At 69.8% G+C, this 21,112-nt stretch carries 18 protein-coding genes, 1 tRNA gene, 1 pseudogene and 2 riboswitches; of the genes and pseudogenes, 12 read left to right on the top strand and 8 right to left on the bottom strand.

Annotated elements, in window-relative coordinates:
- Nucleotides 1-10: 10 nt before the first annotated feature.
- Nucleotides 11-1,141, bottom strand: a complete 1,131-nt coding sequence (gene serC, locus AB0O44_RS14920; protein ID WP_364138743.1) for a phosphoserine transaminase — start codon at nucleotides 1,139-1,141, stop codon at nucleotides 11-13.
- 253 nt (nucleotides 1,142-1,394) lie between these two features.
- Between serC and AB0O44_RS14915 the strand changes: the two genes are divergently transcribed.
- From AB0O44_RS14915 to AB0O44_RS14875, 9 genes are all read left to right on the top strand, one after another.
- Nucleotides 1,395-2,090 (top strand): metal-dependent transcriptional regulator, encoded by a 696-nt coding sequence (locus AB0O44_RS14915; protein WP_364138741.1) that lies wholly within the window; start codon nucleotides 1,395-1,397, stop codon nucleotides 2,088-2,090.
- A gap of 119 nt (nucleotides 2,091-2,209) precedes the next feature.
- Nucleotides 2,210-2,452: riboswitch (cyclic di-AMP (ydaO/yuaA leader) on the top strand.
- A 2-nt stretch (nucleotides 2,453-2,454) separates the two neighbouring features.
- Nucleotides 2,455-3,273: a peptidoglycan DD-metalloendopeptidase family protein gene (locus AB0O44_RS14910; RefSeq protein ID WP_290258699.1), complete on the top strand. Its 819-nt coding sequence runs from the start codon at nucleotides 2,455-2,457 to the stop codon at nucleotides 3,271-3,273.
- A gap of 112 nt (nucleotides 3,274-3,385) precedes the next feature.
- Nucleotides 3,386-3,579: riboswitch (cyclic di-AMP (ydaO/yuaA leader) on the top strand.
- A 266-nt stretch (nucleotides 3,580-3,845) separates the two neighbouring features.
- Nucleotides 3,846-4,607: an NlpC/P60 family protein gene (locus AB0O44_RS14905; RefSeq protein WP_364138739.1), complete on the top strand. Its 762-nt coding sequence runs from the start codon at nucleotides 3,846-3,848 to the stop codon at nucleotides 4,605-4,607.
- Between the two features lie 255 nt (nucleotides 4,608-4,862).
- The gene (locus AB0O44_RS14900; RefSeq protein ID WP_364138737.1) at nucleotides 4,863-5,363 is read left to right on the top strand and encodes an HNH endonuclease; all 501 of its coding nucleotides are present in this window, start codon (nucleotides 4,863-4,865) and stop codon (nucleotides 5,361-5,363) included.
- Between the two features lie 36 nt (nucleotides 5,364-5,399).
- Nucleotides 5,400-6,047, top strand: a complete 648-nt coding sequence (locus AB0O44_RS14895; RefSeq protein WP_364138735.1) for an NTP transferase domain-containing protein — start codon at nucleotides 5,400-5,402, stop codon at nucleotides 6,045-6,047.
- Nucleotides 6,048-6,057: 10 nt separating this feature from the next.
- Entirely contained in the window at nucleotides 6,058-6,342 is a 285-nt protein-coding gene (locus AB0O44_RS14890; RefSeq protein WP_364138734.1) for a DUF6457 domain-containing protein, read from the top strand.
- Nucleotides 6,339-7,712 (top strand): molybdopterin-binding protein, encoded by a 1,374-nt coding sequence (locus AB0O44_RS14885; RefSeq protein WP_364138733.1) that lies wholly within the window; start codon nucleotides 6,339-6,341, stop codon nucleotides 7,710-7,712. The genes AB0O44_RS14890 and AB0O44_RS14885 overlap by 4 nt, the downstream gene beginning before the upstream one ends.
- A gap of 132 nt (nucleotides 7,713-7,844) precedes the next feature.
- Nucleotides 7,845-8,732: a formate dehydrogenase accessory sulfurtransferase FdhD gene (fdhD, locus tag AB0O44_RS14880; RefSeq protein WP_290258692.1), complete on the top strand. Its 888-nt coding sequence runs from the start codon at nucleotides 7,845-7,847 to the stop codon at nucleotides 8,730-8,732.
- A gap of 85 nt (nucleotides 8,733-8,817) precedes the next feature.
- Nucleotides 8,818-11,838: a glycoside hydrolase family 38 C-terminal domain-containing protein gene (locus AB0O44_RS14875; RefSeq protein WP_364138732.1), complete on the top strand. Its 3,021-nt coding sequence runs from the start codon at nucleotides 8,818-8,820 to the stop codon at nucleotides 11,836-11,838.
- Between the two features lie 229 nt (nucleotides 11,839-12,067).
- On the opposite strand, the gene AB0O44_RS14870 is transcribed toward AB0O44_RS14875, so the two are convergent.
- From AB0O44_RS14870 to AB0O44_RS14855, 4 genes are all read right to left on the bottom strand, one after another.
- On the bottom strand, nucleotides 12,068-12,802 hold the full coding sequence (locus tag AB0O44_RS14870; protein ID WP_364138731.1) for a hypothetical protein: 735 nt from the start codon (nucleotides 12,800-12,802) through the stop codon (nucleotides 12,068-12,070).
- 12 nt (nucleotides 12,803-12,814) lie between these two features.
- Nucleotides 12,815-13,564, bottom strand: a complete 750-nt coding sequence (locus AB0O44_RS14865; protein ID WP_290258689.1) for a hypothetical protein — start codon at nucleotides 13,562-13,564, stop codon at nucleotides 12,815-12,817.
- Complete coding sequence (locus AB0O44_RS14860; protein WP_364138729.1) at nucleotides 13,561-14,280, bottom strand: hypothetical protein; 720 nt, start codon at nucleotides 14,278-14,280, stop codon at nucleotides 13,561-13,563. The genes AB0O44_RS14865 and AB0O44_RS14860 overlap by 4 nt, the downstream gene beginning before the upstream one ends.
- A gap of 102 nt (nucleotides 14,281-14,382) precedes the next feature.
- Nucleotides 14,383-15,162 carry a hypothetical protein gene (locus tag AB0O44_RS14855; RefSeq protein ID WP_364138728.1) on the bottom strand — a complete coding sequence of 260 codons (780 nt, stop codon included), beginning with the start codon at nucleotides 15,160-15,162 and terminating at the stop codon, nucleotides 14,383-14,385.
- A gap of 235 nt (nucleotides 15,163-15,397) precedes the next feature.
- On the opposite strand from AB0O44_RS14855, the gene AB0O44_RS14850 reads away from it, so the two are divergent.
- Together AB0O44_RS14850 and AB0O44_RS14845 are read left to right on the top strand one after the other, a co-directional pair.
- Nucleotides 15,398-17,068 carry an ABC-F family ATP-binding cassette domain-containing protein gene (locus tag AB0O44_RS14850; protein WP_364138726.1) on the top strand — a complete coding sequence of 557 codons (1,671 nt, stop codon included), beginning with the start codon at nucleotides 15,398-15,400 and terminating at the stop codon, nucleotides 17,066-17,068.
- On the top strand, nucleotides 17,065-18,978 hold the full coding sequence (locus AB0O44_RS14845) for an ABC transporter ATP-binding protein (protein ID WP_364138725.1): 1,914 nt from the start codon (nucleotides 17,065-17,067) through the stop codon (nucleotides 18,976-18,978). The genes AB0O44_RS14850 and AB0O44_RS14845 overlap by 4 nt, the downstream gene beginning before the upstream one ends.
- A 48-nt stretch (nucleotides 18,979-19,026) precedes the next feature.
- Here AB0O44_RS14845 and AB0O44_RS14840 read toward each other — a convergent pair whose 3' ends face one another.
- The 3 genes and pseudogenes from AB0O44_RS14840 to AB0O44_RS14830 all read right to left on the bottom strand — a co-directional run bounded on the left by AB0O44_RS14840 (nucleotide 19,027) and on the right by AB0O44_RS14830 (nucleotide 20,039).
- A complete protein-coding gene (locus tag AB0O44_RS14840) occupies nucleotides 19,027-19,425 on the bottom strand; it encodes an NUDIX domain-containing protein (RefSeq protein WP_364138850.1) in 399 nt (132 codons plus the stop codon).
- A 48-nt stretch (nucleotides 19,426-19,473) separates the two neighbouring features.
- A pseudogene (locus AB0O44_RS14835) lies at nucleotides 19,474-19,896 on the bottom strand (DUF6314 family protein); the annotation flags it as partial.
- Nucleotides 19,897-19,966: 70 nt separating this feature from the next.
- A tRNA-Arg gene (locus AB0O44_RS14830) sits at nucleotides 19,967-20,039 on the bottom strand.
- A gap of 85 nt (nucleotides 20,040-20,124) precedes the next feature.
- Between AB0O44_RS14830 and AB0O44_RS14825 the strand changes: the two genes are divergently transcribed.
- A complete protein-coding gene (locus AB0O44_RS14825; RefSeq protein ID WP_364138724.1) occupies nucleotides 20,125-20,898 on the top strand; it encodes a DUF998 domain-containing protein in 774 nt (257 codons plus the stop codon).
- The last annotated feature ends 214 nt before the right edge of the window (nucleotides 20,899-21,112 follow it).

Below are 21,112 nucleotides of genomic sequence, written 5' to 3'. Positions count from 1 at the left end.
GGCCCCGGGCCTACTTCGCCAGCTCTGCCACGACGTAGTCGATGCACTCCAGCAGGGCCGACACATCGTCCGGCTCGATCGCTACGAAGGTCGCGATCCGCAGCTGGTTACGGCCCAGCTTCCGGTACGGCTCGGTGTCGACAATCCCGTTGGCGCGCAGCACCTTGGCGATCGCGGCCGCGTCGACCGACTCGTCGAAGTCGATCGTGGCGATCACGTTGGAGCGGTCGGCCGGGTCCGTAACGAACGGGGTGGCAAAGCTGGACGCCTCGGCCCACCGGTAAATCCGTCCGGCGGAGTCGGCGGTGCGCGCCGCGGCGAAGTCCAGGCCTCCGCTGGCGTTGAGCCAGCGCACCTGCGCGTCCAGGGTCACCAGGGTCGCCAGCGCGGGGGTGTTATAGGTCTGGTTCAGCCGCGAGTTGTCGATGGCGGTCTGCAGGTCCAGGAAGTCCGGGATCCAGCGGCCGGAGGCCTTGACCCGGGCGGCCCGCTCCAGGGCCGCGGGGGAGAACAGGCCAAGCCACAGGCCGCCGTCGGAGGCGAAGTTCTTCTGCGGCGCGAAGTAGTAGACGTCGGACTCCGCGACGTCGACATCCAGGCCGCCGGCGGCGGAGGTCGCGTCGACCAGGACCAGCGAACCCTCCTCCGCACCGGCCACCCGCCGGACCGGGGCGGCCACGCCGGTGGAGGTCTCATTTTGCGGCCAGGCGTAGACGTCCACACCGGCCTCCGCCCGCGCCTCGGGCCGGGTGCCCGGCTCGGCCTTGATGATCGAGGACTCGGCCAGGAAGGGCGCCTTGTTCGTGGCGGCGGCGAACTTGGAGCCGAACTCGCCGAAGGAGAGGTGCTGTGCCTTGTTCTCCACGAGCCCGAAGCTGGCGATATCCCAGAACGCCGTCGAGCCGCCCACCCCCAGGACCACCTCGTAGCCCTCGGGGGCGCGGAAGAAGTCGCTGAGGCCGGAGCGGACCGAGCCCACCAGGTTCTTGACCGGGGCCTGGCGGTGGGAGGTGCCGAGCAGGGTGGTCGAGGCCGACGCCAGGGCCTCCATCTGTTCCGGGCGGACCTTCGAGGGCCCGGCGCCAAACCGGCCGTCCTTGGGAAGAAGGTTCGCGGGAATGGTGATGCTGGTGTCGCTCACAATGGCTCCAATGGTCGGCTGGGTGCGAGAGGTGGCTGGTCGGCCGGTAAGGACCGCTTCCATTCTGCCCGACGGCGGCCCCGGTGCCGGAAAACGGGCTGTCATAGTCCGGTCAGGAAGCCGGCCCTCAAATTATCCGGAGTAATTCACAATAGGCTAGGCTGTCCGGAGCGTATGGCGGATCCCGGGTGGCCGCACCCCGCACGCTGTACGGTGGAATGACGCAAGGACGGCGCTCAAGGAGCTGAGCTGGATGACGGATCTGATCGACACTACGGAGATGTATCTTCGGACCATTTTGGAGCTTGAGGAAGAGAACATCGTCGCGCTCCGGGCCCGCATTGCCGAACGACTCCGCCACTCCGGACCCACCGTCTCCCAGACCGTCGGCCGGATGGAACGCGACGGGCTGGTCGTGGTCTCCGGCGACCGCCACCTGGAACTGACCGAGGTGGGTCGGCGGCGCGCCACCGAGGTGATGCGCAAGCACCGCCTCGCCGAACGGCTGCTGGCCGACGTGATCGGCCTGGACTGGGCCTATGTCCATGAGGAAGCCTGCCGCTGGGAGCACGTGATGAGCGAACGGGTTGAGCGCCGCATCTTCGAGATGCTGGACCACCCCACCGTCTCCCCGTACGGCAACCCCATCCCGGGCCTCGCCGAACTGGGCGGTCTGCCGACGGCGGAACAGGCCGACGGCGTCGTCAACCTCCTGGACGCCATGGCGGGATATGCCGCGGACTCCAGAATCACCGTGAGCCGGCTTGCCGAACCCATCCAGGTGGAACCCGAGCTGCTGGTGCAGCTGGACGAGGGCGGTATCCGGCCCGGGGCCACCGTCTCGCTGGAGCGGGTGGGGGAGTACATCTCCGTCCGCGTCCCCGACATTGAGGGCGCGCTCGAGCTGCCGCCCGAGGTCGCCGCCCACGTTTTCGTTACCCGCGGGTAGGGCGACGCGGAAGCATACCGTAAGTGTGCTGTTTACTAGCCCGTCTAGGAGATAACGAAATTATTACTACGGGTCTTAATCCCCTATAGTTATCGACTAGTACCGAGACTAAAGCGTTACCTGATCCGAAGCCGAGCTCTGCCAGCGGATCAGGGTGCGAATCACCTTCTGGCAGAGGCGGGGGAACCACTACCGGCCGGTAATTCCGGCCTTGGGGTGAAGTCCGCTAGCGGCAAGCGAACTCTCTGAGGACACCATTTCCGGGTGCCTCTCTGCCTGGATGCTTGCATCGGCGGACCGGGTCTATGCACTCTCTGACCCGAATCCGACAGCTAACTTCGCAGGCTTTTCAGAGAGGAACCACTTGAGCACGCAGACCGTCCGCGGGCGCCGCCGCGCCGCCGGCCCGGCTCCGGAGCCGCGCCCCGCCGTCGACGTCACCGCCCCGCGCCCCCGCGACGCGCACCGGGACGAGCGCCGCAGCCGGCGCAGCCCGCTCCGCCAGGTCGCAGACTTCGCCGCCGTCACCGGCATGGGCCAGAAGGCCGGCATGACCCTGGCCGCCGCTGGCATCGCGCTCACCGTGGCCGTCCCCGTTACCGGCCCCGCTCTGGCCGTCGACGCCCCCACCTCGGGATCTGTCTCCGCGGCGGCCCAGCCCGAGGTCAAGGCCGCCGCGGCCCAGATCGACTTCAACCGCACCGCCGTCACCACCAAGGGCGACCCGGACGGCAAGCTCAAGCAGCTGCTCAGCGCGCAATCCGTCGGCTCCATCACCCGCGCCGCATCCGCGGGGACGCTCGGCGCCCCGCTGGACACCATGATCACGGCTTCGCCCTTCGGTTACCGGATCAGCCCCATTACCGGCGCGGTGGGCGAATTCCACCGCGGCCAGGACTACGCCGCCCAGTGCGGGACGGCCGTCCATGCCGCAGCAAGCGGCACCGTAACCTTCTCCGGCTGGCACCCCTACGGGGGCGGCAACCGGATTGTGGTCGACCATGGCAATGGCCTGGAGACCACGTATAACCACTTGTCGTCATCCAGCGTCCACGTCGGCCAGAAGGTCTCCCGTGGCGATGTGATAGCGATGAGCGGAACAACCGGTGCCTCCACCGGCTGCCACCTCCACTTCGAGGTGATGGTCAATGGGGACGTCGTTGATCCGCTGGGCTGGCTCTAGAAGAGCCCTTCGCAATGCTCACACTTCCGTGACACGCCGTGATCTGAATGTGACATTGAGTCCGAACTGTTGTACCGTATGAAGCACGCCAACTTCACCGAAGTTGGCGCTCTTGAGTGGATTGCCTAACTCTGCCACCGCTCAAGGTCCGTTCGCATGACATCGTCTGGCAGGGGCGGGGGAACCAATTTTGGTCTTCGCAAGAAGGCCTAGGGGTTAAGTCGCAAAGCTTCCCAGGAAGCGGAGCGGCCGGGTGACTCCCATCCGAATCCGACAGCTCACCTCGTAGGCATTGGGAGAGGCTACTTTCGTGTCTTCACGCCACAATGCTGCGCGTTTTCGCGCCGGCGAGGCTCAGTCGAGCCCGCTGATTACCATGCACCGCGTTGCCCTTGCCGGCGCCCGGGATGGTTCACGCAATGCAGTTCCTGCTTTTGGCGCGTCTTCGCAGTACACCCTTCGCTAAAGAAACCCGTTTCGGGGCGATCCGGCGTACCCCCAAGATGCCGGAGCGTCCTTAGTCCCGCCTGTTCAAGAGCGCGGACACAAAGGATCACGAAAGAGAGAACTAAATGACTACTCGTGCAACCATTGCACGCCACCGCGCGGAGGTCACCAAGACCAACTCGCTGGCTGTCATTGCCAAGGCCGTCGGCGACAACGCCGGTGGCATGGGTCGCCAGGCCGCGGTTATCGCTGCTGCCTCCGGCCTGGTCCTGACCAGCGGTATCGCGGCCAACGCCGCTGAGACCAACGTTCAGCGCGAATCCACCTCTGCTTCCGCCACCGAGGTTCAGTCCACCGCTCCGGCCACCATCTCGGCGGCCTCCAGCATCGCCATCTCCTACGAGAAGCCTGCTGTGACTACCGCGGCCGCCCCAGTCGTCGAGGCCCCGAAGCCCGTCGTCAAGGTGCAGGAAGCAGACACCACCGCCGCAGCCACCCCGGCCGCCGGCACCGCGGTCAACGCGTCCGTCGCCACCAAGGCTCCGGCCGCCACCAGCGGCATGGGCGCCTCGATCGCCGCCGCCGCTTACGCTCAGATCGGCGTGTCCCAGGACTGCACCATGCTGGCCACCAACGCCCTGGCCGCCGTCGGCATCCACTACCACGGCTGGCCGGCAGGTTACCTGTCCCTGGGCCGCACCGTCAGCGCCGCCGAAGCGCAGCCGGGTGACCTCGCGTACTACCAGAACGGCGGCATGGGCATGGCCCACATCGCCGTCTACGTCGGCAACGGCATGGCCGTCCACGGCGGCTGGAACGGCGGCACCACCGCCCTCTACAGCGTCAACGTCGGTTCCGGCCCGGTCTTCATCCGCGTCGGCGGCTAAGACCGCCGCTTCCCGCGAAGCTTCGAAAAGGACCCCTGCCACCGGCGGGGGTCCTTCTCTGTTAACCGCCTGGATTGGTGCCGGAACCCTCCGGTGCCAGACCGGCCCGGGATCCGCCACGGATGCCCTGGGGCCCGAAATTCGGTAATCCGGGCCACCCGTGTTTACTCTTGTGGTGTCGATCCTTAGCCTGACCATGCAGAGGGCAGCCGGCCCTCGTGCCACTGGCGGGTGCGGCCGTGAAGAGGGATGCGGATGCGCACACTCGTTCTGAATGCTGGATATGAACCGCTGGCGGTAGTGACCTTCCGCCGGGCACTGGTGCTCGTGCTGACGGGCAAGGCCAGTGTCGTGGCCGAGGGGGACGACCCCGTGGTGGGGCCGCAGGACATCCTCGGCCGGCCGAGCGTCATCCTGCTCAACCGCTACATCCGCCCCCGCTACAACACGGTGACCGCGGTCAGCCGCCGCGGAGTGCTCCGCCGGGACGGCCACCGGTGCGCGTACTGCGCCAAACCGGCCCACACCATCGACCACGTCCAGCCCAAGTCCCGGGGCGGCGCCGACTCTTGGGAGAACCTGGTGGCCGCCTGCCTGCGCTGCAACAACGTCAAGGGCGACCACACCCCGGCCGAGATGGGCTGGAAGCTCGGTTTCACTCCCGGTCCGCCGAAGGGCACCATCTGGCAGATCAAGGAGCTGGAGAAGCCTACCCCCGCATGGGACCCGTTCCTGCTGCCGGAATCCGCGCACTAGCACCGTCGGCCGCCCGCAGGCGGCTAGGCTGGGCGGGTGGAATTCGACGCCGTCATCCTCGCCGGGGGCAGGTCCTCCCGGCTGGGCGGAACCCCCAAGGCCGCCCTCCGCTTTCGCGGGGACACCCTGCTGGAGCGGTCGCTGCTCGCGGCGGCCGGGGCACGCAGCGTCGCCGTCGTGGGCCCGGAAGCCGGCAGCCTCCCGGGCGGCATCCTCCTGTGCCGTGAAGACCCGCCCTTCGCCGGACCCGCGGCAGCCCTGGCCGCCGGGCTCGAGGCCCTTGCCGGCGGCGGGGCGGCGGGCCGAAACCCCGCGCCGCTGACGCTGGTCCTGGCCTGCGACATGCCGCTGGTTGCCGACGCCGTCCACGCCCTCTTCGCCGACCGCTCCCGGGCGCAGCCCGGCTCGGAAGGCAGCGTCGCCGTTTCCGCGGACGGCCGGATCCAGCCGTTGGCCGGTCTTTATGACACGGCCGCGCTACAACGATCGGTGGCGGACGCGGCACGGCACGGCACGCTGGTGGGCGGATCGTTGTTCGGCCTGCTTGCTAGTCTGGACCTGCGGACGGTTCCCGTGCCGCCCGGGTCCACCGACGACGTCGACACCTGGGCGGACGCCCAGGCCCTTGGGGTCGCGCGTCCCGGCGTGGCCGGGAACGGAAGCGGCCGCCCGCACACGACATGAAAGGCCCACCGTGAAGAGCCAGGACGAAACCCTCGAGGACTGGTGCCGCGCGCTGCTCCAGGCCCTCGAGCTCGACGGCGTCGACATCGACATCAACGAGGTACTGGGACTCGCCGGGGTTGCCGCGCACTCCGTGATCCGCCCGGCCGCACCGCTGACCACCTTCATCGCCGGTTTCGCCGCCGGGCTGGCCTCCGGCACCGGCCAGGCCACCGACGAGGTCTCCATGCGGGCCGCCATGGGCGTCGCGCGGAAACTCGCCAAGGAATACGCCGCCGAGGCCCCCGGGGAATGACGTCCGAGCCACCCCGCGACGACGCCGACGACGCCCGGACCGAGCCCGCCGCGCACCGGCACCTGGCCCACACGTGGCAGGAAGCCCGGGAGCTCTCGTTCGACTGCGCCAGCCCGATCCCGCCGGCCCCGGTGGCCCTGCGCCGCGCCCTCGGCCGCACCCTCGCCGCCGACGTCACGGCCCTGCACGACATGCCGCACTACGCGTCCTCGGCCATGGACGGCTGGGCGGTGAACGGCAGCGGCCCCTGGATCCTGGCCGAGCCGGGGCAGCGCCTCGCCCCTCACCAGGCCAGTCCCATTGTCACCGGCGGGTTGATCCCGGCCGGTGCGAAGGCCGTGCTCCGCAGCGAGAGCGGTGTGATCGGCCCCGACGAGGACCAGTTGCCGGTGCTCAAGCTTGGCGGCGGCGCGAAGCCGGGGGAGCCCCGCAACGGCGACCACATCCGCAAAGCCGCCGAGGAAGGGGCCGAGGGTGAGGTTCTGATCCCCAAGGGGACCGTGCTCAACCCGGCCCACCTGGCCCTCGCCGCCCTCGCCGGCCACGACGCGCTGCCCGTGCTGGGGAAACCGGTGGTCCGCCTGGTTTTCACCGGCTCCGAGGTGGTCGCCAGCGGCGTGCCACAGCCGGGGGAGGTCCGGGACACCTTCAGTCCTCAACTGTCCGCCGTCGTCGACCTGCTCGGCGGCGTCCCCGCCGGCGAGATCAAGATCGGTGACGGGGACGGCGAATGGCTCGCCGCCCTGGAGGACCCCGAACCCGTGGGCGACGACGAGGACACCCCGCCCGCCGACGTCGTCATCACCACCGGGGGGACCGGCCGGTCCGGAACCGACCACCTCCGCCGCACCGTCGAGCAGTTGGGCGGCAGGCTGCTGATCGACGGCATCGCGATGCGTCCCGGGCACCCCGCGGTCCTGGCCGAACTGCCCGACGGACGCTTCATCATCGGGCTGCCCGGCAACCCGCTCGCAGCCATGATGGCGCTCTCCACCATCGGCGGACCACTCCTGGCCGCGCTGGGTCACCGGCCCCCGCCGCCCGTCACGGAGGTCCCGTGCGGCACGATGATCGACGCCGATCCCGGCCGCACCCGGCTGATGCCCTTCCGCATGGTCTACGGCATGGCCTCCCCGGCCCAGCACACCGGCCCCGGCATGATGCGCGGACTGGCCGCCGCCGACGGGGTCCTGGTGGTCCCGCCGCACGGGGCGCAGCTGGGCGAACCCGTCCCGGCGTTCGCGCTGCCCTGGGGGCGGCCGCTGCCCGAGCCCGACGCCGGCAAGCCCGCACCGAAACCCTCCGCGCGGCGCACCCCGAAGAAACCGGCCGGCAACGGTCCGGTCGACTGGAGCGCCCTGCTTGGCTGACACCGGCCAGACGTGGCCCGGCGTGGCTGGCGCCCGCTTGGCTGGCACCACGGCCGAGTTCAGAATGGATCCAGGGGCGGGAACCGGCCGCAGGCCGGGCCGCCCCACCGCACCGCTGATGAGGAGTACCGAATGGGCCGCGTGACGCAACGCCGCAAAGTGCACAAGTTTGTCCTGGACGGATCCCCGCAGGCGCGTGAGTTCCCGGTCCGGTACCGCGAGGACGTGCTGGCGGTGGAGGAACCACTGGAGGTGCGGCTGGGCAGCACGTCCTTCTCCGTCACCATGCGCACCCCGGGCAACGACTTCGACCTGGTGGCCGGCTTCTTGGTCTCCGAGGGGATCATCTGGTCCGCCGACCAGCTCGTCTCGCTGCGCTTCTGCGCCGGCGAGGACGAAGACGGCGTGCAGACCTTCAACGTGGTGGAAGCCCAGCTCCGGCCCGATGTCGTCCGCCCCGACACCGGACGGAACTTCTTCACCTCAAGCTCCTGCGGGATCTGCGGCACCGATTCGATCGAGGCCGTCGAGAAGTCCTCGCACTTCAGCCCCGCGGGGGACCCGGTGGCCGTGCCCGTCGAGACGTTGGCCGCGCTCCCGGACCGGCTGCGTGAGGCCCAGGCGGTCTTCGACGCGACCGGCGGCGTGCACGCGGCGGGGCTGTTCCGCATCTCCGACGACGGCGGCGCCGAGCTCCTCTGCCTGCGCGAGGACGTCGGCCGCCACAACGCCGTCGACAAGGTGGTGGGCTGGGCACTCCGGGAGGGGCTGCTGCCCCTGCGCGGCACCGTCCTGCAAGTCTCTGGCCGCGCCTCCTTCGAACTCGTGCAAAAGGCCTCGCTCGCCGGAATTCCCGTCCTGTCCGCCGTCAGCGCACCCAGCAGCCTGGCCGTGGAACTCGCCGAAGCCAGCGGGATGACGCTGGCGGGCTTCAGCCGGGGCACCAGCCTGAACGTGTACGCCGGCCACGAACGGATCGGCGTGCCGGCCGCCCTGCCCTCAACCGGACGGCTGGCCTAAGCACCCGTGGCGCCGTAGATTAATCCAACGACTGGATTCAGGCCTGCGCCCGGTTCCTCCGCACCAGAGCAAAAAGAGGTTCACTGTGCACGACGACCGCCGTCTCACGGAAGTCCGGCTGGACCGCTTCGTGCGCGAACGCATCGTTCCGGCCATTTACCCCCGCACCGTCCCGCTGCGCCTGAGCAGCTGGACCGCGCCCGGGGAACCCGTCCCGGCCCTGGAAGCCCTGCAGCAGGAGGACTTCACCCCGCAGGACCCCGGGGCACCCTGGGGCGGCCCGTGGTCCACCACCTGGCTGCGGCTCCAGGGCGAGGTGCCGGAGACCTGGGGCAGCGCGCCGACCGCCGTCGAGGTCCTGGTTGACCTGGGGTTCAGCGCGGACCTGCCGGGCTTCCAGTGTGAGGGCACCGCCTGGCGGCCGGACGGTACCGTGATCAAAGCCATCTCGCCGCGGAACCAGTACATTCCGCTGAAACTCCTCGGCAGCGGCATGACGGTGGACTTCTACGTCGAGGCGGCCGCGAACCCCGACCTCTCACAGGGCTGGACCTTCGCCGCCACGCCGCTGGGGGACAAGGCCACCGCGGGTACCGAGCCCCGCTACCGGCTGGGCCGGATCGTGATCGCCGAACTGGACCAGTGCGTCTGGGAACTGCACCAGGACATCTGGACGCTGCGGGGGCTGATGCACGAACTGCCCACGGAGCTGCCCCGCCGCCACGAGATCCTCCGCGCCCTGGAGCGGATGCTGGACACCATGGACCCGGACGACGTCGCCGGCACGGCCGACGCCGGACGCGCGCAGCTCGCCGAGGTGCTGTCCCGCCCGGCCTACGCCTCGGCCCACCAGCTGCTGGCCACCGGCCACGCGCACATCGACTCGGCCTGGCTCTGGCCGGTCCGGGAGACCATCCGCAAGTGCGCCCGGACCTTCTCCAACGTGGTGGCGCTGATGGACGAGGACCCCGATTTCGTCTTCTCCTGCTCCTCCGCGCAGCAGCTGGCCTGGATGAAGGAGTTCTACCCGGAACTGTTCGAACGCATCCGGGACAAGGTCCGCGCCGGCCAGTTCGTCCCCGTCGGCGGGATGTGGGTCGAGGCGGACAGCAACATTCCCGGCGGCGAGGCCATGGCGCGGCAGTTCCTCGAGGGCAAGAGCTTCTTCCTGGCCGAGTTCGACGTCGAATGCCACGAGGCGTGGCTGCCGGACACCTTTGGCTACTCCGCCGCGCTGCCGCAGATCGTCAAGGCCGCCGGCAGCCGCTGGTTCCTGACCCAGAAGATCTCCTGGAACCAGGTCAACCGGATGCCGCACCACACCTTCGAGTGGGAGGGAATCGACGGCACCCGCCTCTTTACCCACTTCCCGCCGGTGGACAGCTACAGCTCCGAGATCAGCGGCCGCGAACTGGCCCACGCCGAGCGCAACTACCGGGACCACGGTCGCGGCAGCATGTCCCTGCTGCCCTTCGGCTACGGCGACGGCGGCGGCGGACCCACCCGGGAGATGCTGGCGGCCGCGCGGCGCACCGCTGACCTGGAGGGCTCGCCGCGGGTGCGGATAGGCTCCGCGGCGGACTTCTTCAGCGAGGCGGCGGAAGACTATCCGTCCCCGCCGGTGTGGGTGGGGGAGCTGTATCTGGAGCTCCACCGCGGCACCTACACCAGCCAGGCCAACACCAAGCGGGGGAACCGCCGCTGCGAGCACCTGCTCCGGGAGGCGGAGCTCTGGTCCGCCACCGCGGCGGTCCGGGCCGGCGCCGCCTACCCGGCGGCCGAGCTGAAGCGGCTGTGGCGCCTGGTGCTGCTGCAGCAGTTCCACGACATCCTGCCCGGCAGCTCGATCGCCTGGGTGCACCAGGACGCGGAACGGAACTACGACGCCGTCGCCCGTGACCTTGAGGCGATCATCGCGGCCGCGGCCGCCGCCGTCCTCGGGGACGGGGACCGCGATATCCTGCTCAACGCCGCCCCGCACGCCCGCGCCGGGGTCCCCGCGCTCGGCGCGGCCGAACCGGAACCGGCCGGCGCCGCCGTGAACGCGACGGCGGCCGACAGCGGCTTCGTGCTGGACAACGGGATCATCCGTGCCGTAGTGGACGCGAACGGGCTGCTGGTCTCGCTCCGGGACCACGCCAGCGGACGGGAGGCGATCGCCCCCGGCGCCGCCGGCAACCTCCTGGAACTGCACCGGGACACCCCCAACGAATGGGACGCCTGGGACATCGATTCCTTCTACCGGCGCAACGTCACCGCCCTGACCGAGGCCAGGTCCGTGACCCTGGAGCGCGACGGCGGTGATGCCGTCGTCGTGATCGAGCGGATGGCGGGCGGCTCACCCGTGACGCAGCGGCTGAGGCTGGCGCCGGGGTCCGCGTCGCTGGAGATCGCCACGGCCGTGGACTGGCGGGAGCGCGAGAAGCTGCTCAAGCTGGGGTTCCCCTTGGACCTGCGGGCGGACCGTTCCGCCGCGGAGACTCAGTTCGGCCATGTCTTCCGGCCCACGCACGTCAACACGTCCTGGGAGGCGGCGAAGTTTGAGATCTGCGCCCACCGCTGGATCCACGTGGAGGAGCCCGGGTATGGCGTGGCGGTCAGCAACGCGGCCAGCTACGGCCATGACGTCACCCGCCAGGTCAGGGACGACGGGGGAACCACCACCACGGTGCGGGTCTCGCTGCTGCGGGCGCCGAAGTTCCCCGACCCCGGCGCAGACCAGGGGCCGCACGAGCTGACCGTGACGGTGCGGCCCGGTGCGGGCATTGCCGACGCCGTCGAGGAGGGGTACCGCACCAACCTTGCGCCCCGCATGGTCAAGGGGGCGCACGGGGCGGAGCCGCTGGTCGCCGTGAGCAACCCGGCCCTGGTGGTGGAGGCGGTAAAACTGGCCGAGGACGGCTCCGGTGACGTGGTGGTCAGGCTCTATGAGGCCCTCGGCCGACGCTCGCGTGGGGTACTCTCGGCGTACTTTGCTGTGTCCCGGGTCTGGTCTGTGGACCTGCTGGAGCGTCCGGCGGACGCGCCCGGCGTCGAAATCCGCGGGGCCGATGCGGTGCTGGAGCTGCGCCCGTTCCAGCTGGTGACCCTGCGCCTGGCCTGCTGAACCGGGTCTTTCCGGCGGTTCCGGCAACCTGCGGGCGGCCGCGGGGCGGAAAGTGGCCTTAAACCAGGCTGAGTGGGAGCGGTCCTTGCGGACCGCTACCACTCATCCCCCCAATGGCGCTTGGACGACCGCCGGTCCAATCAGACTGAATCCCCATTCAAGGGACCGGGCGGCGTTTTCACACATTCATGATTCTCTCACGGTCTAATGATTTTGTGAATGCATGACGTTATTTTTCCCGGAACGTTGCCGGAGCGTTATCTTGCGGCCGGGACAGGCGCCCCGACAACCAGAAGAGCAGCAGACCCAGCACGTAGCCGAGGACCGCCGCGTAGTTCACCACGATGCGTGCGTCGTCCCAGGCGTCTGGCGCAAAACTAACGGGGACCGTGAGGATGGCGGCGACCGCTCCGGCGGCGGTCAGGCCCGCGCCGCTGCGCACCAGCCGGGGCAACTGTGCCCGCACCGCGGCGAGAAGGGCGGGCAGCAGGACCAGCGAGATGTAAGCAGGGTAGACGCGTCCGAAGCCCGCGTACATCGGCGCGAGTGCGGCGTTGCGCCCACCCCGGTCCGGCAGCGCCTCCAGCCCCGCCGAGGAGCCGCGGGTGTCCATCAGGAAGAACGTCACCGCAAGCGCCACGCACGCCGCTGCCATGGCCAGGCGTCCCCACCGGCCCGTCACCAGTTCCCGGGTACGGGCGCCGCCCAGGGCCCGGGATAGGCGCAGCCCCACCAGCAGGACCATGGCACAGACCAGGAAGCGCAGGACGAGATTGGTCAGGTTGATCCCGCCGAGGGCGCCGTCGACGGCGGCATAGGGGCCCGGGAGGCTGAGCAGGCTGCAGAGGGTGGCCAGGAACAGGATGCCAAAGACGGTCCGGTTCCGGCCGCGGACGGCGTCGGGCACACGGAGCAGCAGAGCCACGCCGCAAACAATCAGGGTTCCCCATCCCAGCAACGTCATGATGCCTCGTTTCTAGGGGGAGAAGCTGCTCTCGGATGAAGGCAGCGGATTTCGGCGCCGGGCCTGCGCCCTGATTTTGTCCGCCCAGACGGCGGCCAGGCCCAGGACGTAGCAGAGCACGGCGGTGTAATTGACGATGAACCGGATGAATCCCATGCCCGGTGGGATGATCGGTGACGACAGACTGAGGACCAACCCCACCGCGCCGACCGACAGGAACACCGCCGCGAGCCGGATCAGCACAGGGAGGCGGCTGCGCACGGTACGGATCATGGTCGGCAACAGGACCACCGCGATGTAGCAGGGGTAAAGCCGGCCGAACGCGCCGTAAACCTCTACCAGTGCGGCGTTACGAGCGTCCTTGGCTGCAATAGCTTTGAGGCCCGCAGAGGACCCTTGGGTGTCCATCAGCAGGAAGGTCACGATGACGGCGGCGCAGGCCAGGGCCAGTGCGGTGACGCCCGGCTTCCCGGCAATCCATGAGAGCGCCCGCCCGGCGCCGAAACCGCGGGCGACGCGCAGCCCGATCAGCAGAATGACCCCGAAGATGACGAACCTGAGCACCAGGTTGGCAATGTTGGTGCCGCCCAGGAGCTGGTCCACCGCGACGTAGGGCGCCTCCATGCTGAGCAGGATGGCGAGCGTCATCAGCAGAAAGATCCCGAACATGAGCCGGTTCTCCCCGCGGAGGGCGCTAGGGATGCGAAACACGGCCAGGAGTGCGCAGACGCCCAGCGTGGTCCATTGCAGGATGTCGATCACCCCAGGTTCTCCCAGATCTTCTCGGTCTGGGCCTGTTCCTGTTCCTGCCGCCGCAGGGTGCGGCCCAGGGCCTGGAGCCGGTCACCGCCGAGGGAAACGAGGTCACCGTCGGACAGGGCGTCGAGGGCTTCCTGCCGGGCTGAGGGGGACCAACCGGCCTCCGCCTCCGTGATCAGGCCGGTAGCCACAAAGCCGGCGCTGAAGCCGACGCCGGCAGCCCGCGATGTGGCAATGGCCAGTTCCGGGGACAACCGGTTGGCGGTCAGCTGCGCCGAGTAATTTTGCGGGGCGACGCCGGAGGCGGCCGACACCCGGTGCCGCAGTTCGCCGTCGTCGACGGCGTCCACCCAGTTCCGCACGGAGGTGGCGTGGGGCGGCGGGCTCAGTGTCAGTCGTCCGCTCCGGCCCGAGGAGCGCGCCACGACAGCCTCCAGGAGGTCCATGGTGGCGATCTGGCTCACGAGTTCCGCGGAGGTGGGAGGCCGCCTCAGCTGCTTGAGCTCGGCGTACTGATCGAAAGAGGACAGGGCCTCGGCGGGGTTGATCCCCAGTGCCCGGCTGATGCTGACCACGGAGGTTTCGGCCACCTTGCCCCGCACCAACTGCTGCGCCAGGGTCGTCCGTTTCAGTCCCGAGATCCTGCAGATGTCAGCGGTGCTTGCCGCGGGCGCAACACCATGGAGCCAGAGTTGGAAGGCTTTGGCGGGTAAGGGCATCTATGACTTTCTGCGGATTCGTACCGGAGCGGGTTGGCAGGGCCTCACAGCACTAACGGTACGCCGCCGACGATGGCCGGCACCCCCCAATGCTGAGAACCATTATAGGTCGCTCTTGCCCGTCTTCGCCGGTCCCGCCATGCGGGATTCGTGGGAATTCTTCAGCCCGGAGCCCACGGACCGCCGGGCGGACAGCCGTCCCAGCCAGATCAGGGCCAGTCCCAGTACCAGCCCCAGGACGGCAGCCGAGCTGATGTAGTACTGGAGGAAAGTCAGGCCGCGGGGGACGAGATCGCTGAACGGCATCACAACCATGGCGATAGAACCCAGCGTCAGGAGCGCCGCCCCTCCCCGAACCAGCCCCGGGAGGCGGGACCGCAGCGCGTGGATGGTTGCCGGCAGGAGGCAGGCGGCCACGTAGGCGGGGTAGAGCCGACCGGCCAGGGTGTAGAGGGCGATGAGCTGGCGGTTGTGCTCGCTTTGGTCCGGCAGCGTGGCCAGTCCTACCGAGGTGCCGGCGGTGTTCGCCAGCAGGAATGGCACGGCGGTGGCCAGGCAGATCAGCGCCAGAGCGGTCAGCCCGACCGGGCCCAGCAGGAGCCGGAGGCTCCGTTTGTTCTCGAAGCCCTTGGCGATCTTGTAGCCGGCCAGCAGCACGGTGCCGTAGATGACGAACCGCAGCAGCAGGTTCGCGTAGTTTTGAGACCCCAGTAGATGGTCGATGGCGTTATAGCTTGCCTGGATGCTGAGCACCATGGCCACGGTGGCCAGCAGGAAAATGCCGAACAGGGATCGGTTTTCGCCGCGCAACGCAGCGGGAATCCTAAGCACCGTGATGACGGCGCAGACCGCCAGGACGCAGACCAGGAGAGTGGTGATCACGGGCTGGTTCCTCTTTCGGCGTGTTCGCACCTGCCCCCGCTGTGCCCTGTCATGAGTCCGGACCCTGACGCCGGCGATTTTGCCGGCGGGCCCGAATCAACTATGCTAGTTGCTCGAACCCGCTGGTCCGTACACCCCCCAAGTCCGGACCAGCGGGTTCTTCTATGCCCGGCCCGCTGCGAGCCGGAACATGCCCCCGCAGCCCCGTCCGGGCGGCCGGTGAGAGGATGGATTCATGACGGCAACCCTCGTTGCGAAAGACCTTTCCGGCGGCCACGACCACCGCACTCTTTTCTCCAAACTCTCCCTCACGGTGGCGCCCGGGGACGTGGTCGGCGTCGTCGGCGCGAACGGTGCCGGCAAGTCCACTCTCCTCCGGCTGCTGGCCGGCGTCGACGAACCCCAGGAGGGAACGGTCAGCCTGGCCCCTGCGGACGCATTTGTTGGCTGGCTGCCCCAGGAACACGAACGGATCCCCGGCGAAACCGTCGCGGGCTACATTGCCCGGCGGACCGGCTGCGCCCAGGCCACGGTAGAGATGGAGTCCACCGCCGAGGCCCTCGGCTCCGGTGCACCCGGCTCCGACGACGCCTACGCGGCCGCCTTCGACCGCTGGATGGCCTCCGGCGCCGCCGACCTGGACGACCGCATCCCAGCCGTACTCGCGGACCTGGGCCTGGAGGTAGGCGAGGACGCGGCCATGACCGGGCTCTCCGGCGGCCAGGCGGCGCGGGTGGCGCTCGCGGCCCTGCTGCTCAGCCGCTTCGACATCGTGCTGCTGGACGAGCCCACCAACGACCTCGACCTGAACGGCCTGGCCCGGCTGGAGGCCTTCGTCCAGGGCCTGCGCGGCGGCGTCGTGCTGGTCTCCCACGACCGCGAGTTCCTGGCCCGCTGCGTGACCACCGTGGTGGAACTGGACCTGGCCCAGAACGCCGTCGCGGTCTACGACGGCGGCTACGAGTCCTACCTCGAGGAACGCGCCGTCGCCCGCCGGCACGCCCGCGAACGTTACGAGGAGTTCGCCGCCACCAAGGCGGACCTGGTTTCACGGGCCCGCACCCAGCGGGAATGGAGCTCCCAGGGCGTCCGGAACGCGATGAAGAAGAGCCCGGACAACGACAAGATCCGCCGCGCCGCGAACACCGAGTCCTCGGAGAAGCAAGGCCAGAAGGTCCGCCAAATGGAGTCCCGGATCGCCCGGCTGGAAGAGGTCGAGGAACCGCGCAAGGAATGGCAGCTGCAGTTCAGCATCGGCGCCGCCCCGCGCTCCAGCGCCGTCGTCGCCACCCTGCGCGACGCCGTCGTCCGCCAGGGCGACTTCACCCTGGGCCCGGTGAACCTGCAGCTCAACGCCGGCGAGCGGATCGGCATCACCGGCCCCAACGGGGCCGGCAAGTCCACCCTGCTGCGCCTGCTGCTTGGCGTGCAACGGCCCGACTCCGGGGACGCCTCGATGGGCGCCTCCGTGGCCGTCGGGGAGATCGACCAGGCCCGCGGGCTGCTGGCCGGACACCTTAAGCTCGCCGACGCCGTCGAGGCCGTCCTGACCGACCAGACGGCGGCCGAGGTCCGGACCCTGCTGGCCAAGTTCGGGCTCAAGGCGGACCACACCTCCCGAACCGTCGACTCCCTCTCGCCCGGGGAACGAACCCGCGCGGCGCTGGCGCTGCTGCAGGCCCGCGGCGTGAACCTGCTGGTCCTGGACGAACCCACCAACCACCTCGACCTGCCCGCGATCGAACAGCTGGAGCAAGCGCTGGAAAGCTACGACGGCGCCCTGCTGCTGGTCACGCACGACCGCCGGCTCCTGGAAAACGTCCGCCTCGACGTCCGCTGGAACGTCGTGGACGGCACCGTCACCGAACTGCTGGGCGCGAGCGCCCCGAAAGGCACCAACACATGAGTATGGACCGGGTCGCCTGGAGCTCCCTCTACAACATCACCCGCGGCGCCGACGGCTCCAGGAGCTTCTCCAAGGCCCTGGTCAAGCGCGTCTTCGGTTTCGCCCGGCCGCACCGCAACCGGCTGATCGCCTTCGTGCTGCTCTCCATCGTGATGGCGGTCCTGGCCGTCGCCACGCCGGTGCTCGCCGGCCAAGTGGTCGACGCGATCATCGCCAAGACGGACGCGGGCACGGTCATCTGGCTGGCCGTCCTGATCGCGATCGTGGCCGTTGCCGAGGCCGGCCTGGGCCTCGTGACGCGGTGGCTGTCCTCGACCATCGGCGAGGGCGTGATCCTGGACCTGCGCACCCGGGTCTTCGACCACGTCCAGAAGATGCCTATCGCATTCTTCACCCGCACCCGCACCGGCGCCCTGGTGAGCCGGCTGAACAACGACGTCATCGGCGCCCAGTCCGCGTTCGCCGGCACCCTCTCCGGCGTGGTCAGCAACGTGGTGGCCCTGGTCCTGACCCTGGCCGTGATGCTGAACAAGTCGTGGCTGGTGACGGTGCTGGCCATGATCCTGCTGCCGATCTTCCTGATCCCGGCCCGGCGGATGGGCTCCCGGCTGGCCGAGCTGCGGCGTGAGGCGGCCGAACACAACGCCACCATGGGCACCCAGATGACCGAGCGCTTCTCGGCGCCCGGCGCCACCCTGGTCAAGCTCTTCGGCCGCCCGGACGAGGAATCCCATGAATTCGCCGTGCGCGCCGGCCGGGTGCGGGATATCGGCGTCCGCACCGCGATGCTGCAGTTCACCTTCGTCACCGCCCTGACCCTGGTCTCCGCGCTGGCACTGGCGCTGGTCTACGGCCTGGGCGGCTGGCTGGCGCTCGGCGGCCAGCTCGCCGCAGGCGACGTCGTCGTGCTGGCCCTGCTGCTCACCCGCCTCTACGCCCCGCTCACCGCGCTTTCCAGCGCCCGGGTGGAGATCATGAGTGCGCTGGTCAGCTTCGAGCGGGTCTTCGAGATCCTGGACCTCAAGCCGCTGATCCAGCAGAAGCCGGACGCCGTGGCATCCCCGCGTGGACCGCTCTCCGTGGAATTCGACAACGTCCGATTCTCCTACCCCTCGGCCGACAAGGTGTCCCTGGCCTCACTCGAGGACGTCTCCACCCTGGACACCCGGGGCGGCGAGGAAGTCCTGCATGGCATCAGCTTCCGGGTCGAACCCGGGCAGACGGTGGCCCTGGTGGGGTCCTCCGGCGCCGGCAAGTCCACCATCGCCCAGCTGCTGTCCCGACTGTACGACGTCGACTCCGGGGCGGTCCGCTTCGGCGGCAGCGAACCGGGCACCGGCGTCGACGTCCGCGACCTGACCTTCGATTCGATGCGCGAGACCCTGGGCATGGTGACCCAGGACGGCCACCTGTTCCACGAGAGCATCGCCTCCAACCTGCGCCTGGCGCGCCCGGACGCGACCGAGGAGCTGATGTGGGACGTGCTGCGCCAGGCCCGGCTCGAGGACATGATCCGCTCGCTGCCGGACGGCCTGGACACCATCGTGGGGGAGCGCGGCTACCGGCTCTCCGGCGGCGAACGCCAGCGCCTCACCATCGCCCGGCTGCTCATCGCCCAGCCGCGGGTGGTCATTCTCGATGAGGCCACCGCCGCGCTGGACTCGACCAACGAGGCCGCGGTCCAGGACGCGCTCGGTGCCGCGCTGGAAGGCCGCACCGCCGTCGTGATCGCCCACCGGCTCTCCACCATCCGCGCCGCGGACGCGATCCTGGTGATCGAGGGCGGCGTGGTTGTCGAGCGGGGGACGCACAGCGAGTTGCTGGCCGCCGAGGGCCGCTACGCGGAGCTGTACCGGACGCAGTTCGCCGAGGCCACCGCGGTCGCGGCCGACGCGCTGCCGGACGCCTAGGCCGGACGCAGAGGGCCCGGCCCGCAGGGGACCCGGGCCCGGGCCCGCCTAGGCCCCGGCGTCGCGCGCCGCCGCGAGCAGAGGCAGCACGTGGTCGGTCAGAAGCGGGGCCAGGTCGCCCGGAAGCTCGCCGGCCAGGTCCAGCCAGCGGATCTCCGCGATCTCGGCCGACGGCGCCGCGGTCCAGGTCCCGGGCGCGGTGAAGACCGTCGCGTCGATCCGGGTGGCGGCCTCGTTGGCGGCGTCGGCCAGCCACCGGCCCAGGGGCTGCAGGGCCTCGGGCGGCAGGACGATGCCGACCTCCTCGGCCAGTTCGCGGGCCGCGGCCTGCGCCGCTGATTCCCCGGCTTCGGGCTTGCCGCCGGGGTGCATGAACTTGTCCGTCCCGCGCTTGCGCACGGTGAGCAGCCGGCCGCGGGCGTCGTAGACGCAGACGGCGGAGACCACGATGTCCGGGTTGGTGCCGGGCGGCGGTGCGGAGCCGGAAACGGGGTCCCGGCGCAGTTCCGACTCCAGCAGCAGGTCCTTGGCGGGGCCGGTGACATCCCAGGTGTAGTGGAAGGCGTCCGGGCCGAGCCGGGTGTAGCGGACCCGGTACGTGTCCGGATCGCACCAGTGGCTGTCGCTGGCGGTGTCAGGCCCGAAACCCATCCGGTGGAAGGGGCGGCCGTCGGCGAAGTGCATGTCCATGACGCCGGGGGCGGCGGTGGGGCGGAGCAGGTACTCGCGGCTCGCGGGCCCGGTGAAGGGCAGGGCGCCGGCCGGGTTCCAGGTCACCGTGCCCTCTTCGCGGAAGCGGAGGCCGCCGTCGTCCGTCGCGGTGAAGCGCACGACGCCGGCAAAGGAGCCGCGGGTGCCCGTAGCGCGGTCCAGCATGGTGCGGGCCACGGTCCAGGTGCCCGCGAGGTAAGAGTGCATGTCCTCGACCGCCCCGTGATGACCGGTGGCGTGGCTGCCGGCAGAAGTGCCGGGGCTCTGGGAATCCACGTGCCCTCGATTGGAATCGAACCAACGACACCGGCTTTAGGAGAGCCGTGCTCTATCCACTGAGCTACGAGGGCGGGCGTCCGTCGCGGCCGGCCACAGCCGACCCGTCCGAACACGGATACCAGCATACAAGGTGGGGCCGCGTACTACGCTCAAGGCATGACCGCCCCCGCACGCGCAGCAGACCGAGAGCTCCTCTACCTTCCGGATGTGGCGTCCACGCGGTTCTACGCCGGGGCGCTGGCCAAACTGAGTGTCCTCCAATATTTCGTGGCCGAGACCGCCGTGATCGGCGCCTGGGCCGGCAGGGAGGCCTACAGCCGCCGCACGGGCTACATCAGCGACCTCGGGGCCCTGCACTGCGGCACCTACTCGGGCCGCGACGTCTGCTCCCCGGCCCACCTGCTCATGAACGCCTCCTTCATCGTTCAGGGCATCGGCATGATGGTGGGGGCCATGCTGCTCACCTCCGCGGTGATCGGCGTGGCGGCCCGTGCCGGCGAACGGCTGCCCCTCACCAGGGGCCGGCGCCCGGCGTCCGTGCCGGCGTTCATCGCCCGGGCTCTCACCACCATCGCCGGTGCCGGGACCGTGGTGGTGGGGCTGGTGCCCGAGGACGCCGGCTCCCCGTGGCATTACATCGGCGCCGTGGCGTACTTCTCGGCCGGCGGCTTGGCCCTGGGGTTGATCGGCTGGCTCTGGCGGCGCCGGACGCCGCTGGGCTGGTTCATCCTGGCCTGCGGTGCAATGGGAATCGCCGCCCTGATCACCGGTGGCATCACAGGGATGGCCGTCCCCGAGCCGGGAACCCTCGAACGGCTGATGGGCTACCCGATCACCATCGGCACCGCGGCGGTGGGTCTAGTCGTGGCCCAGCGGGTGCGGAAGGAACGGACGACGCGCAAGGCGCAGACCCTGCGTTCCAGAGGGTAAGCGGCCGGCGGGGCGCTGGCCGGCTGGAGACTGGCTGGCTGAACGCTGGCTGGTTGGACGCTGGCTGGTTGGACTGCGGGCGGCCGGGACGTCCAGGCGACGGGGTGTCGTGCATCTCATTCGGCCGCTGGCGTGCACTATCATGGGGTCATTCGCCGGAACGCCGGGATTCTTGTGCCGGGTTCCATTCGGCGCATGCGAAATCAACGACTGA

Origin of the sequence: Arthrobacter sp. NPDC080082 (assembly GCF_040686595.1) — a bacterium.
GTDB lineage: Bacteria > Actinomycetota > Actinomycetes > Actinomycetales > Micrococcaceae > Arthrobacter.
The sequence above is the reverse complement of the archived record's forward strand: the minus strand, read 5'-3'. Positions and strand labels throughout refer to the sequence as shown.